We start from the raw sequence: 13,550 nt of genomic DNA on the forward strand, positions 1-13,550 counted from the left end.
TCCGCTGAGGCGTGAGACCGCCTCCGTCACGGCACTACACTGCCGTACTACATACGCGTCAGGCCCACAGCGTCGTGCGTCTTCCACGCGGCCACCACCCTCCCTCGCTTGCGGCCGTCGGGACGGCCGTCCGCATTGGACTTGTGAGGACTCACGTGAGCTCGAAACCCGTCGTACTCATCGCCGAAGAGCTGTCGCCCGCGACCGTGGACGCGCTTGGCCCGGACTTCGAGATCCGCCACTGCAACGGCGCCGACCGGGCGGAGCTGCTCCCGGCCATCGCCGGTGTGGACGCGATCCTGATCCGCTCGGCCACCAAGGTCGACGCCGAGGCGATCGCCGCCGCGAACAAGCTGAAGGTCGTCGCACGAGCCGGCGTCGGCCTGGACAACGTCGACGTCTCCGCCGCCACCAAGGCCGGCGTGATGGTCGTCAACGCCCCGACCTCGAACATCGTGACCGCCGCCGAGCTGGCCTGCGGTCTCCTCGTCGCCACCGCCCGCCACATCCCGCAGGCCAACGCCGCGCTGAAGAACGGCGAGTGGAAGCGCAGCAAGTACACGGGCGTGGAGCTCGCCGAGAAGACCCTCGGTGTCGTCGGCCTCGGCCGCATCGGTGCGCTCGTCGCCCAGCGGATGTCGGGCTTCGGTATGAAGGTCGTCGCCTACGACCCCTACATCCAGCCCGCGCGGGCCGCGCAGATGGGCGTCAAGGTGCTGTCCCTCGACGAGCTGCTCGAAGTCTCCGACTTCATCACCGTCCACCTCCCCAAGACCCCCGAGACCGTCGGCCTGATCGGCGACGAGGCGCTGCGCAAGGTCAAGCCGAGCGTCCGCATCGTCAACGCCGCGCGCGGCGGGATCGTCGACGAGGAGGCGCTGTACTCCGCCCTCAAGGAGGGCCGGGTCGCCGGTGCCGGTCTCGACGTGTACGCGAAGGAGCCCTGCACGGACTCCCCGCTCTTCGAGTTCGACCAGGTCGTCGCCACCCCGCACCTCGGTGCCTCCACCGACGAGGCGCAGGAGAAGGCCGGTATCGCCGTCGCCCGGTCGGTGCGCCTCGCGCTCGCCGGTGAGCTGGTCCCGGACGCGGTGAACGTCCAGGGCGGTGTCATCGCCGAGGACGTCAAGCCGGGCCTGCCGCTCGCCGAGCGCCTCGGCCGTATCTTCACGGCGCTCGCCGGTGAGGTCGCGGTCCGCCTCGACGTCGAGGTGTACGGCGAGATCACCCAGCACGATGTGAAGGTGCTGGAGCTCAGCGCCCTCAAGGGTGTCTTCGAGGACGTCGTCGACGAGACGGTGTCCTACGTCAACGCCCCGCTGTTCGCCCAGGAGCGCGGTGTCGAGGTACGGCTGACCACCAGCTCGGAGTCGGCCGACCACCGCAATGTCGTCACCGTGCGCGGCACGCTGGGCAACGGCGAGGAGGTGTCGGTCTCCGGCACGCTGGCCGGCCCCAAGCACCTCCAGAAGATCGTCGCGGTCGGTGACTACGACGTGGACCTCGCGCTCGCCGACCACATGGTCGTCCTGAAGTACGAGGACCGCCCGGGTGTCGTCGGCACGGTCGGCCGGATCTTCGGCGAGGCGGGCATCAACATCGCCGGTATGCAGGTCTCGCGTGCCGTCGCCGGCGGTGAGGCGCTCGCCGTCCTCACCGTCGATGACGCGGTGCCCGCCGGGGTTCTGACCGAGGTTGCTGAGGAGATCGGCGCGACGTCTGCTCGTGCCGTGAACCTGGCCTGAGGTGCCTGGGGGCTGCCGCCCCCAGACCTCCGCTTCGGCCCTGAACGGGCCTCGTCCTCAAACGCCGGACGGGCTGAGTTGATCAGCCTGTCCGGCGTTCTTCCGTACCCGTGGCAGGCTCACCGCCGCCAGCACCGCGGCCCCCACCAGCACCGCCGCCCCCGCGATCGCCGCCCCCTGCATCCCGCTGGTGAACGCCTCCCGCGCGGCCGTGGCGAGGCCCGGCACCCGGTCGGCGACCGCCAGTGCTCCGCCCAGCGTCTCGTGGGCCGCATCCGGGGCCGAGCCCGGGATCTCGTGGCGGTAGACCGCCGTACCGATCGAGCCGAGCACCGCCATGCCCAGCGCGCCGCCGAACTCGGCGCCGGTCTCCATCAGGGAGGACGCGGCGCCCGCCCGCTCCACCGGGGCCGTGCCCATCGCCAGGTCCATGATCTGGGACATCACCACGACACCGCCGACGGCGAGCACCGCGCACGCGGTCAGTACGAGCCACAGCGAGTCCGTACCGGCGAGGGACAGCAGCCCGAAGCCCGACGCGGCGATCACAAAGCCCCCGGTGACGACATGGCCGCGGTCGACGCCCTTCTGCACCAGCTGGGTCGCGATCGGCGCCGCCACTCCTATCGGCACCGACGGCAGCAGCGCCCACAGGGCCGCCTCCAGCGCGCTCTTGTCGAGCACGGACTGGATGTACTGCGTGGTGAAATACGCCGAGCCCATGATGCCGAACGCCGAGACGAGGTTCAGGGCGACCGAGGGGGCGAAGCCCCGGCCCCGGAACAGGTCCGGGGAGATCATCGGCGCCGCGGCCGTGCGCTGGCGGTGGACGAAGAGGGCCGCGAAGAGCAGGCCGACGGTGATCGAGACGACGTACCGGACGTTCCAGCCCTCGGAGGGGATCTCCTTCAGGCCGTAGATCACGGGGAGTACGGCCGCCATCGACAGCGGGACGCTCAGCAGGTCGAAACGGCCGGGCTCGGGGTTCTTCGACTCGGGGAGCAGCACTGGGCCGAGGATCAGCAGCAGCGCCATCGCGGGCAGGTTGACCAGGAAGACCGAGCCCCACCAGAAGTACTCGACCAGCACCCCGCTCATCACCGAACCGAGCGCGATCCCGGCCGTCATCACGCCGGACCACATTCCGATCGCCTTCGCGCGCTGGCCGGGGTCGGTGAACATCGTGCGGAGCATGGCCATCGTCGAGGGCATCAGGGTCGCGCCGCCGATGCCGAGGACCGCTCGGGCCGCGATCAGGGTCTCGGCGCTGTTCGCGTACGCCGCCACCAGCGAGGCGGTGCCGAAGGCGGCGGCGCCGATCAACAGGAGGCGGCGGTGGCCGATGCGGTCGCCGAGCGAGCCCATCGTCATCAGCAGACCGGCAAGGACGAAGGCGTAGATGTCGAAGATCCACAGCTGCTGCGTGCCGCTCGGCTCCAGGTCCGCGCTGATCGCCGGGATCGCGAAGTAGAGCACCGAGACGTCCATGGAGACCAGTAGCAGCGGAAGCATCAGGACGCACAGTGCGGTCCTCCCCCAGAGGGGGGACTCCCACCGGCGCCCGGCACGGGTGGTAGTGCTCGTCGAGTTCGTCATGCCGAGGAATGTACGCACGTCTTAAACGCTTGTCTAGAACGATTGTATAAGTCGACCGTATAGGACGCTCGTATAGGTCGGCGGTAGGGTGGTGGACATGGGACATCGTGAGGATCTGCTCGAAGGCGCCAAGCGCTGCCTGTTGCAGAAGGGGTTCGTGCGCACGACCGCGCGCGACATCGTCAAGGAGTCGGGGACCAACCTGGCCTCGATCGGCTACCACTACGGCTCGAAGGACAAGCTCCTCGCCGAGGCCTACATCGCCCTCGTGGGCGAGGTGTCCGAGGACTGGGAACAGTCCGACGCCTTCGGCACCGCTCCGGGCTCGCTCGAACGTTTCCGCGAGGTCTGGTCGAGCATCATCCGCACCATGCGGGAGCCCGACTCCATCTGGCACCTCAGCGTCGAGATCATCGCTATGGGCGATCAACTGCCCGACGTGCGCGACCACTTGGCGCGGGCGCAGCGGGAAGCCGCCCGAGGGATCCTCCCGCTGTTCCTCGGAGGCCGGGAGGAGGACATCGCGGAGGAGGACGTCGACTCCATCGGGCAGCTCTACAACACCCTGATGACGGGCCTCATCGCCCAGTGGACCTTCGACCCGAAGACCGCGCCCGGCGCGGAGCAGCTCACCGAGGGTCTGCGCCGGGTCGTCGAGGGCGTCAACCGGAAATGACGCGCCCGTCCCGCATCTCGATCACCCGGTGCGCGAAATTCCGTACGACGGCCCGGTCGTGGCAGATGAACAGATAACCGAGGCCCAGCTCGTCCTGGAGCTCGGCCAGCAGGTTCAGCACCCCGGCCCGCACCGACGGGTCCAGTGCCGACACCGGTTCGTCGAGGACCAGCAGCCGCGGCTCGGAGGCCAACGCGCGAGCGATTCCGACGCGTTGGCACTGGCCGCCGGAGAGCTCGTGCGGGTAGCGGGCGCCGTGCGAGGGGTCCAGGCCGACCCGGTCGAGCAGTTCGGCGACCTTCGCGGGGCCGTCGGCCGTCCAGCGGCCCTGGACCTTGAGCGGTTCCGCCACCGCGTCGCGGATCCGGTGGCGGGGGCTGAGGGAGCCGTAAGGGTCCTGGAAGACGGGTTGCATGCGGGGTCGGATCGGGCGCAGGTCGCGTTCGGTGAGGACCGTCAACTCCCGTCCCTCGAAACGGACTTCACCGGCATCCGGGCGGCGCAACTGGAGTACGGCCATGGCGGTGGACGACTTGCCGCAGCCGGAGGGGCCGTCGAGGGCGAGGGTCTCGCCCGCGCGCAGGGAGAAGGAGACCTGGTCCACCGCCGTCACCGTGCCGTAGCGGACGACGAGTTCGCGGACGTCAAGAAGGGGCACGCTGCTTCTCCTGGTCTGCCGGGCCGAGTTCGGCGACGCGTCCGGCGCGCATCACCAGCACGCGGTCGGCGTGCTCCCGTACGACGTCCATGTCGTGGGTGACCAGGACGAGCGCGGCCCCTACGGCCTCCCGCTGCTCGGCGAGCACCCGCAGGACCTGGTCCCGGCGCTCCTCGTCCAGCGCGCTGGTGGGTTCGTCGGCGACGACGAGGTCGGGTTCGTTGATCGTCGCCATGGCGATGACCGCGCGCTGCCGCATGCCGCCGGAGTACTCGTGCGGATAGGCCCGCGCCCTGCGCGCCGCGTCCGGGATGCCGACCCGGTCGAGCGCGGCGACCGCCCGGGACTGGGCCTCCCTGCGGGAGACACGGGCCACCGAGCGTACGGCGGCGGCGAGTTGGTCGCCGACCCGGTGTACGGGGGAGAGCGCGGACAGGGCGTCCTGCGGGACGAGGGCGATACGGCGGCCGCGCCGGTCCGAGAGGTCCGGCCGGATGGTCCCGCTCGTGGTCGCGCCCCGGGGCAGCATGCCGAGCAGCGCCCGGACCGTCAGGGACTTGCCCGCCCCCGACTCGCCGACGACGGCCAGCACTTCACGCGACCGGACGTCGAAGGACACACCCCGCACGGCCTCGACTCCGTCGAAGGCGATCCGCAGATCACGCACCGACAGCAACACGTCCGACTGCATCGGAGACCTCCTTCCTGGTACGGCTCACTCGCCTTCCTTGTGCGTACGCCGCTCCCGACACCGCGAGCCCGGCGAGCAGCGCCAGTGCGGCGGCCGGGGCGAGGGCGGCCCACGGCGCCCGCTCGACGTAGGCGCGCGACTCGTCGAGCAGCAGTCCCCACTCGGGGGCCGGCGGCCGGGCGCCCAGGCCCAGGAAGCCGAGGGAGGCGAGGGCGAGGGCCATGCCGGGGAGGCGGAGGAGGGCGTGCCGGGCGACCGGGGCCGCCACGGACGGGAGTACATGCCGGGTGAGGATCCACCACGGGGTCGCGCCGATGGCCCGCTGCGCGGTGAGGAACGCCGACGCGCGGACCTCCTGCACCAGCGCCGCCGCGTGGGCGGCCGGCGGGGGCCAGGAGATCAGTGCCACGGCGAGGGCCGCGCCGCCGGTGCCGGGGCCCGCCGCGGCGGCGACGAGGATGCCGACGATCACCGGGGGGAGGGCGTTGGCGATGTCGGACGCGCCCGCCGCGACGCCGGGCAGGAACCCGAGCGCGAGTCCCACCAGGAGACTCAGCAGGCATACGGCCGCCGCCGTGCCGACCGTCGGCGCGGCGCCGTGCCCGAGCCGGGCGAGGACATCGCGGCCGAGTCCGTCCGTGCCGAGCGGGTGCGCCCAGGACGGAGCCGTGAGGCGCGCGGCCGTGTTCACCGCGTACGGATCGCGCGACAGGCCCCAGCCGATGGCCACTGCAAGGACTGTGAACAGAGTCAACGGGATCGCCGGTTGTGTACGCACCGGTCGAGCCGGGGGCAGTTGAAGCCCCGCCTCACGCAGCGCGGGCCCCAGCAGCCGGCGCCGCAGCAGAGCGGCCGCCGCACCCGTGACCAGCCCCAGCGCCAGCAGCGCCAGCACCGCCCCCTGGAGCAGCGGCAGATCCTGGGACTTGGCCGCGCCCAGCGCCGTACGCCCGATGCCGGGCACCGCGAAGACGGTCTCCACCGCCACCGCGCCCCCGGTCAGACCGACGGCAACCATTCCGAACTGCGGGACCAGCGGCGGCAGTACGCGCTTCAGCGCGGCCCCCGCGACGATCCTCCGGCTCACCCCGGCCCCCCGCCACAGCTCCACCCACCGCTCGTCCAGCACGCCCGGCAGCGCGTCCGCGACCAGCCGGCCGAGCAGACCGCCCGCCGGGACACCGAGCGCAAGCGCGGGCAGCACCATGTACTCGGGTCCGGCCCAGCCCGAGGTCGGCAGCCACCCCAGCCACACCCCGCACACCAGCAACGCGACCGTGGCCAGCAGGAATTCGGGCACCGCGGCCAGCATCGCGGCCCCCGCCCCGGCCGACCCCCGCCCCCGTACCAGCACAGGCGCGACCAGCGCACAGGCCAGCACCACCGCGACCCCGAAGGCCGCGCCCATCAGCCCCAGCGACACCTGGAGCCCGGTGACGACCGACGGCAGCACCTCGGTCCCCGACACCCACGACGTCCCGAGATCCCCGCGCACCAGCCCGGAGGCCCAACTCCCCAGCAGCGAAAGGGGCCCGGCGTCAAGCCCGAGATCCTGGCGTACGGCGTCCAGCGCCTCCTTCGTCGGTTCCTGCTCGGGGGACCGGGCCCGCAGGACCGTCAGCGCGGGGTCGTTCCCGGAGAGCCAGGGCAGCAGGCCCACGGCGGCCAGGACCGCGACCAGACACAGCGCTCGGGTCACCCCGGCGGCGGTCGGCCTCACTTGACGTAGGTGTCGGCCGTGACCAGTTCGCGCTCGCGCGGGTCGTGCGCGGCGCCGACGACACCCTCGGCGTCGCCCTGGATGACCCGCTCGTGCAGCATCGGGATCGCGGCGTCGGTGGCGAGAACGGCGGCCTCGGCCTCGATGACGGCCTTGCGGCGGGCCTCGCCGGTCGCGGTCGCGCCCGCCTTCTTCAGCACCTTGTCGACCGAGGAGTCGGCGAGTCGGGAGATGTTGAAGGAACCGTCGGAGGCGAAGTCGCTGTAGAGATACGCGGCCGGATCGCCGGAGTCGAGGACGGTGGCCCGGGACAGGATGAACGCGTCGAACTCGCCCGCCAGTGCGTCGGATTCGATGTTCGCGTACTCGCGGATCTCCAGCTTCACCTTGAACCCGGCCTGCTGGAGCTGCTGTTGCAGGGTGGCGGCGACCTCCGGCAGCTCGGCACGGTCGGTGAAGGTGCCGATGGTGACGGTCTCGCCGTCCGCCTTCTTCGCCGCCGCGCGCCTCACGTCGGTGCGCAGCTCGGCCGCCCACGGCAGCGCGGGCCCCAGCAGCCCCTCGGCGACGTCGGCGCGTCCCTCGTACACGCCCTTCACGATCGACCCGGCGTCGATGGCCTTACGGGCGGCGGCGCGCAGGGAGGCGTCCTCGAAGGGGCCGTCGGAGGTGTTGAGGTACAGGGTGTTGGTCCGCGGCATCGGGACCTCGGTGATCGACTCCTCGTCCAGCAGGGCCGCCTGCGACACCGGTACGGCCTCGACGATGTCGGCCTCGCCGCTGCGCAGGGCGGCGGCGCGGGCGGCGCCGTCGGGGACGAACTTCACGTCGATTCCGGGGGCCTTGGCCCGCTCGCCCCAGTAGTCGTCGTAGCGGTCGAGGGAGGCGGAGGAGGTGCCGTTGACCTTGGTCAGCTCGAAGGGACCGGTGCCGGCGCCGAGGGGGTTCACCGTCTTCCCCCGGTACGCCTTCGCGGCCAGGATCGACAGCTGCGGGGAGCTGAGGCGCTGCGGGACCAGGGGGTCCTCGGTGGCGGTGGTGACAGTGACCCGGTCGCCGTCGGCCTTCGCGGTCAGCTCCACGCCGTCCAGGATGCGGGGCTTGGGGGAGGCGTCGGCGGCGGCGGTGAGCGACCGTACGACGGACTCGGCGTCGAGCTCGGTGCCGTCGTGGAAGGTGACGCCCTCGCGAATCTCGAAGGTCCAGGTCCGGCCGGACTGCCGCCACTCGGTGGCCAGCGCGGGTTCGGCGTCGCCCTCGGCGTCCAGCTTCACAAGGGTCTCCGCCGTCGACCAGCGGGACAGCTTGAACGCGTCGTCCGAGAGCGGGGAGAGGCCCGAGCGCGGCGGCTGCATCATCGCGAGGCGTACGCGCTTGCCCTCGCCGGAGGCGCCGGTCGACTCACTCTCGGCGAAGCAGCCGGTGAGCAGCGCGGAGGCGGCCGAGACCGCGGTGAGGGACAGCAGACGGGCGGGGACGCGCACGGCACACTCCGGGTAAAGGCATGGTCAAAGGTTGAGCGTGCGACGACCGTAGCATGATGACAATCATTTTCATAAACCCCTCGGTGCTACAACCGCGCTCCCTTCAACGCCATGTGCAGCAGCAGCCGGTCCTCGCCGTCGTCCAGGTCCAGGCCCGTCAACTGCTCGACGCGGGACAGGCGGTAGTAGAGGGTCTGCCGGTGGATCCCGAGCTCGGCGGCCGTCCGCGCCGCCTGTCCCGCACAGTCGAGGTAGACCTCGGCGGTGCGCGCGAGTTCCCGGTGGGCGGGGGAGAGCAGCGGGGCCACCGCCGGGTCGTGCGCCGTCTCGGGCGGCAGCGCGGTCAGCAGGCGGTACGGGCCGATGCGGGCCCATTGTGCGACGGGCCCGAGCCGTGGCTCGGCCAGGACCGCGCGCGCCGCGGCCGACGCCTCCCGCCAGGCCGCCCCCAGCTCCACCAGCCCGGCCCGCGCGGCCGCGAGGCCCGCACCCCCGTGTCCGCCCGCCCGCTCCAACAGCCGTCCGGCCGCGGATGTCGCCGGGGTCAGCAGCTGCGGGGACCGCAGCCGGATCAGGAGCGCCAGCGAGTGGTCCGTCGTCCCCCACGGCACCGTGCAGAGCGCCATCGCACCCGGCACCGTGCGCACCGACGGGGCGTCGTCCGGGTCGGCCGACGGCCAGGGGGCCACGCAGACGACCGTATGAAGGGAGTCGGCGCGAGGGCCGAGGGCGGTGCGCAGCTCGGCGACCGCCATGTCGCGCTGCCAGTCGCGCTCGGCGGTCAGGACGGCCCGCAGCTCACGGGTGAGATCGGCGCCGTGCTGGGCCTCGTCGGCGAGCAGATCGCCGATGCGGACGGTGACGTCCATCGCGGCGGCCAGTCGGCGGTCGGTGGGGCCAGGGTCGTCGTCCAGGAGCCAGACGTAACCGAGGACGACACCCCGGTGGCGTACCGGCAGACCGATCCGGCCGCGGTAGACCCCGGCCTCCGGGGTGGGCGGGATCCGGACGGGGGCGCTCGCGCGGGTGATGCCGAAGCCCTCGAACCAGGCGCGGACGGCGGCCGTGGAGCGACGGGTCAGGATCGAGCGGGTGCGCACGGGGTCCAGCGCGGAGGCGTCCAGCTCGTCCTCGCTGTCGTAGGCACCGAAGGCGATCAGCTCGAAGTCGCGGTTCTCCAGGGTCGCCGGGGCGCCCAGCAGCTCCGAGATCTCATCGACCAGCTCCTGGTAGTCACCCTTGAATTCCGACGTCACTCGGGCATTCTCCCTCATTTCCCCAGGCCCCTCATACATCTGTATGAGATCTGCGGCACGGATGCGTGACAGCTGTCGATGGCCGACGATCGGAGGGATCCTTAGGTTTCACGGTGGTTCTCCGTGCCGTACCCGAACCGTTGGGTGACGGCCTGTTTCTGATGGTTTGTGGAGGTGCCCCGTGCTGGGTCCCGTGATTCTCGCCGCGTCACGCAGCGACCGGATGCGACGTCTGGTCTCGGCGGCTCCCGTCACCAAGCAGGTCGTCGACCGCTTCATCCCCGGCGAGACCGTGGACGAGATCGTCCCGATCATCGAGGACCTCACGGCCAAGGGCTTGGAACTGACCATGGACGTGGTCGGCGAGGACATCACCACCCCCGCACAGGCCGAGGCCGCCCGCGACGCCTATCTGGAGCTGATCGACCGGCTCAAGGGCCTGGAGCTCGGCACGCGCGCGGAGATGTCCGTGAAGCTGTCGATGTTCGGCCAGGCGCTGCCCGGTGGTCATGAGCTCGCGCTCGCCAACGTCCGCCCGGTCGTCGAGGCCGCCGCCGCCATCGGCACCACGGTCACCCTGGACGCGGAGGACCACACCACCCTGGACTCGATGTTCGCCATCCACGAGGAGCTGCGGAGGGAATTCCCGGGGACCGGCTGTGTGATCCAGGCCTACCTGTTCCGCACCGAGGCCGACGCCCACCGCCTCGCCGCGAACGGCAGTCGCGTCCGCATCGTCAAGGGCGCCTACAAGGAGCCCGCCGAGGTCGCGTACCAGGACAAGGCCGAGATCGACAAGGCGTACGTCCGCGTCATGCGCATCCTCATGGAGGGCTCCGGGTACCCGATGATCGGGTCCCACGACCCGCGCCTGATCTCCATCGCCCAGGAACTCGCCCATCGCGCCGGGCGAAAGCTCGACGAGTACGAGTTCCAGATGCTTTACGGCATCCGCAGCGACGAGCACCTGCGCCTGGCCGCCGAGGGCCACCGCATGCGCGTCTACACGGCGTACGGCACCGACTGGTACGGCTACTTCATGCGAAGGCTGGCGGAGAAGCCGGCGAACCTGCGCTTCTTCCTCCGCTCGATGGTCAGCAAGGGGTGATGCGCACCGGATGAGCCACGGCTGTCGGTCGCCGAGGAGTGCTCGGAAGCCAACAGCCGCCGCCCCGCGGCCGGCTGAGCCGGACCCAGATCCGTGGAAAGGAGTTACGGATCTCGTGACTCCGCCCCCGAAGGGGCTTCTCGCGAACTCGCCACAGCGAGCCGTGACGGTCAAGCCCTGACGGTCAAGCCCTGACCGCTGCTCACCATACGCACATGCTTCAGCCCCCTCGGCCGAAGCCCGGGAATCACTCGGAAGAGGTAACCCCCATGGACGCTGTGACCCAGGTCCCCACCCCCGTCAACGAGCCGGTGCACGGCTATGCCCCCGGCTCGCCCGAGCGTGCCCGTCTTGAGGCCAAGCTCAAGGAGCTGGCGGACAACCCGATCGACCTGCCGATGACCATCGGCGGCGAGAAGCGGATGGGCGGCGGCGAGCGTGTCGACGTCGTGCAGCCGCACAACCACAAGGCCCGCCTCGGCACCTACGGCAACGCCACCCAGCAGGACGCCCAGGACGCCATCGACGCCGCCCTCGCCGCGGCCCCGGCCTGGCGCGCGATGTCCTTCGACGACCGCGCGGCGATCATCCTGCGCGCCGCCGACCTGCTCGCCGGCCCCTGGCGCGAGACGCTGGCCGCGTCCACCATGCTCGGCCAGTCCAAGACCGCCCAGCAGGCCGAGATCGACACGCCCTGCGAGCTGATCGACTTCTGGCGTTTCAACGTCAAGTACGCCCGTGACCTGCTCGCCGAGCAGCCGGTCGCCAACTCCCCGGGCGTCTGGAACCGCCTCGACCACCGCCCGCTCGAGGGCTTCGTCTACGCGATCACGCCGTTCAACTTCACGGCCATCGCGGGCAACCTGCCCACCGCTCCCGCGCTCATGGGCAACGTCGTCGTGTGGAAGCCGTCCCCGACGCAGACCCACGCCGCCGTGCTGCTGATGCGGCTGCTGGAGGAGGCGGGTCTGCCCAAGGGCGTCATCAACCTCGTCACCGGTGACGGCATCGAGGTCTCCAAGGTCGCCCTGGAGCACCGCGATCTCGCCGGCATCCACTTCACCGGCTCGACCAGGACCTTCCAGTACCTGTGGAAGACGGTCGGCAACAACATCGAGAAGTACCGCACGTACCCGCGCATGGTCGGCGAGACCGGCGGCAAGGACTTCATCGTCGCCCACCCGAGCGCCGACAAGGCGGTTCTGAAGACCGCGCTGACCCGCGGCGCCTTCGAGTACCAGGGCCAGAAGTGCTCGGCGACCTCCCGGGCGTACATCCCGGCGTCGATCTGGAACTCCGGCTTCAAGGAGGAGTTCGCGGCGGAGGTCGACTACATCACCATGGGCGATGTGACGGACCTGTCGAACTTCGTCGGCGCCGTCATCGACGACCGAGCCTTCGCCAAGAGCAAGGCCGCGATCGACCGCGCCAAGTCCGACCCGTCCTGCACGATCGTCGCGGGCGGCTCCTACGACGACTCGGTGGGCTACTTCGTCCGCCCGACCGTCATCGAGTGCGGTGACCCGGAGAACGAGGTGTTCACCACCGAGTACTTCGGTCCGATCCTCGCCGTGCACGTCTACGAGGACGACAAGTACGACGAGATGCTGACCCAGATGGAGTCGGTGTCCGACTACGCCCTGACGGGCTCGGTCATCGCGGGCGACCGCGCGGCGGCGGCGTACACGATGGAGAAGCTGCGCTACGCGGCCGGCAACTTCTACATCAACGACAAGTCGACCGGCGCCGTCGTCGGCCAGCAGCCCTTCGGCGGTGGCCGTGCCTCCGGCACCAACGACAAGGCCGGTGCCCCGCAGAACCTGATGCGCTGGACGCTGACCCGCTCCATCAAGGAGACGCTGGTCCCGCCGACCGACTACACGTACCCGCACATGGGCTGACGTCCCGTCACACATGACAGGGCCGGGCGAACTGCCCGGCCCCTGTCACGTTTCCCCGACTGTCGCCCTAGCCGGGCATCTCCGTCCGCTCCCACCACTCGTACACCGCCAGCCGCCCCTCCGGCGTGTCCGCCTGACGTGAGGTCGGCCGGAAGTGCTCGTAGCCGTTGCGGAGCTCGATCTTCACATCCGGCCCGGGGGCCGGTGCTCGCACGATCCGTTCGGGCAGGTCGTCCGGGCCGCCTTCGAGAACCACTTTCTCCGTGTCGTTCATGACTCTCACGGTTTCCCGCCATGGACGTTTGCGAAACCGCAGGTCAACGCCGTGTGACTCGTTCGCCGTCTCAGATAGTAGGAAGTCCGAGTAATTGTGGAGACAGAAGCGCCCGGCTCCCTTAACTTTGTAGGAGCCGAACGTCTCGCTCGATCAAGCGAATGGCGGTCGTGAGTCGGGCCCCCTGCAGGCAACCCCTGTGGCACCGCTCCCCGCCCCACCCGGCGTCTCGTAACCCCCCATCCGTCTCCAGGATTGTCGAAGGAGTCGATTTCCCATGGCCGAGACGACCGCCCGCCGAGTCCGTCACCTCTCGCGTTCGAGCGAGTCCGACCGCAAGAACGCCGCCGCTGCCCTGCAGCGCGCGCTCGACCGCCGTGACAACGGCGGCGCCACCGGCCACTGAGCCGACCCCATACGCCGGGAGCCGCACCCGCGCGA

Annotated in this window: 12 protein-coding genes; 5 read left to right on the top strand and 7 right to left on the bottom strand. The window is 70.8% G+C overall.

Annotation, left to right across the window (positions count from 1 at the left end; genetic code table 11):
* Window positions 1-155: 155 nt before the first annotated feature.
* Window positions 156-1,745, top strand: coding sequence for a phosphoglycerate dehydrogenase (gene serA, locus H4N64_RS15325; RefSeq protein WP_186282859.1), 1,590 nt, complete (start codon window positions 156-158; stop codon window positions 1,743-1,745).
* A gap of 57 nt (window positions 1,746-1,802) precedes the next feature.
* Here serA and H4N64_RS15330 read toward each other — a convergent pair whose 3' ends face one another.
* Complete coding sequence (locus H4N64_RS15330; protein WP_186282860.1) at window positions 1,803-3,341, bottom strand: MFS transporter; 1,539 nt, start codon at window positions 3,339-3,341, stop codon at window positions 1,803-1,805.
* Between the two features lie 97 nt (window positions 3,342-3,438).
* Here H4N64_RS15330 and H4N64_RS15335 point away from each other — a divergent pair, with 97 nt between their 5' ends.
* Window positions 3,439-4,017 carry a TetR/AcrR family transcriptional regulator gene (locus H4N64_RS15335; protein ID WP_186282861.1) on the top strand — a complete coding sequence of 193 codons (579 nt, stop codon included), beginning with the start codon at window positions 3,439-3,441 and terminating at the stop codon, window positions 4,015-4,017.
* Here H4N64_RS15335 and H4N64_RS15340 read toward each other — a convergent pair.
* From H4N64_RS15340 to H4N64_RS15360, 5 genes are all read right to left on the bottom strand, one after another.
* Complete coding sequence (locus H4N64_RS15340) at window positions 4,004-4,675, bottom strand: ATP-binding cassette domain-containing protein (RefSeq protein WP_186282862.1); 672 nt, start codon at window positions 4,673-4,675, stop codon at window positions 4,004-4,006. The two genes, H4N64_RS15335 and H4N64_RS15340, sit on opposite strands and share 14 nt — an antisense overlap.
* A complete protein-coding gene (locus H4N64_RS15345) occupies window positions 4,662-5,366 on the bottom strand; it encodes an ABC transporter ATP-binding protein (protein WP_260859742.1) in 705 nt (234 codons plus the stop codon). The genes H4N64_RS15340 and H4N64_RS15345 overlap by 14 nt, the downstream gene beginning before the upstream one ends.
* Complete coding sequence (locus H4N64_RS15350) at window positions 5,335-7,086, bottom strand: ABC transporter permease subunit (protein WP_186282863.1); 1,752 nt, start codon at window positions 7,084-7,086, stop codon at window positions 5,335-5,337. Before H4N64_RS15350 ends, H4N64_RS15345 begins: the two co-directional genes overlap by 32 nt.
* Window positions 7,083-8,570: an ABC transporter substrate-binding protein gene (locus tag H4N64_RS15355; RefSeq protein WP_186282864.1), complete on the bottom strand. Its 1,488-nt coding sequence runs from the start codon at window positions 8,568-8,570 to the stop codon at window positions 7,083-7,085. Before H4N64_RS15355 ends, H4N64_RS15350 begins: the two co-directional genes overlap by 4 nt.
* Before the next feature lie 86 nt (window positions 8,571-8,656).
* The gene (locus H4N64_RS15360; protein WP_186282865.1) at window positions 8,657-9,844 is read right to left on the bottom strand and encodes a helix-turn-helix domain-containing protein; all 1,188 of its coding nucleotides are present in this window, start codon (window positions 9,842-9,844) and stop codon (window positions 8,657-8,659) included.
* Window positions 9,845-10,007: 163 nt separating this feature from the next.
* Between H4N64_RS15360 and H4N64_RS15365 the strand changes: the two genes are divergently transcribed.
* The gene (locus H4N64_RS15365) at window positions 10,008-10,934 is read left to right on the top strand and encodes a proline dehydrogenase family protein (protein WP_186282866.1); all 927 of its coding nucleotides are present in this window, start codon (window positions 10,008-10,010) and stop codon (window positions 10,932-10,934) included.
* Between the two features lie 269 nt (window positions 10,935-11,203).
* Complete coding sequence (gene pruA / locus H4N64_RS15370) at window positions 11,204-12,835, top strand: L-glutamate gamma-semialdehyde dehydrogenase (RefSeq protein ID WP_186282867.1); 1,632 nt, start codon at window positions 11,204-11,206, stop codon at window positions 12,833-12,835.
* 67 nt (window positions 12,836-12,902) lie between these two features.
* Here pruA and H4N64_RS15375 read toward each other — a convergent pair whose 3' ends face one another.
* Window positions 12,903-13,109 carry a DUF5988 family protein gene (locus H4N64_RS15375; protein ID WP_186282868.1) on the bottom strand — a complete coding sequence of 69 codons (207 nt, stop codon included), beginning with the start codon at window positions 13,107-13,109 and terminating at the stop codon, window positions 12,903-12,905.
* A 277-nt stretch (window positions 13,110-13,386) separates the two neighbouring features.
* Here H4N64_RS15375 and H4N64_RS45085 point away from each other — a divergent pair, with 277 nt between their 5' ends.
* Window positions 13,387-13,515 (top strand): hypothetical protein, encoded by a 129-nt coding sequence (locus tag H4N64_RS45085; protein WP_260859743.1) that lies wholly within the window; start codon window positions 13,387-13,389, stop codon window positions 13,513-13,515.
* The last annotated feature ends 35 nt before the right edge of the window (window positions 13,516-13,550 follow it).

The organism is Streptomyces cupreus, from assembly GCF_014257025.1.
Taxonomy (GTDB): Bacteria; Actinomycetota; Actinomycetes; order Streptomycetales; family Streptomycetaceae; genus Streptomyces; species Streptomyces cupreus.

Coding starts and splice junctions, on each gene's coding strand:
- H4N64_RS15330 (WP_186282860.1), bottom strand. CDS start 3,341: ATGACGAACTCGACGAGCACTACCACCCGTGCCGGGCGCCGGTGGGAG.
- H4N64_RS15335 (WP_186282861.1), top strand. CDS start 3,439: ATGGGACATCGTGAGGATCTGCTCGAAGGCGCCAAGCGCTGCCTGTTG.
- H4N64_RS15345 (WP_260859742.1), bottom strand. CDS start 5,366: ATGCAGTCGGACGTGTTGCTGTCGGTGCGTGATCTGCGGATCGCCTTC.
- H4N64_RS15360 (WP_186282865.1), bottom strand. CDS start 9,844: ATGAGGGAGAATGCCCGAGTGACGTCGGAATTCAAGGGTGACTACCAG.
- pruA (WP_186282867.1), top strand. CDS start 11,204: ATGGACGCTGTGACCCAGGTCCCCACCCCCGTCAACGAGCCGGTGCAC.
- H4N64_RS15375 (WP_186282868.1), bottom strand. CDS start 13,109: ATGAACGACACGGAGAAAGTGGTTCTCGAAGGCGGCCCGGACGACCTG.
- H4N64_RS45085 (WP_260859743.1), top strand. CDS start 13,387: ATGGCCGAGACGACCGCCCGCCGAGTCCGTCACCTCTCGCGTTCGAGC.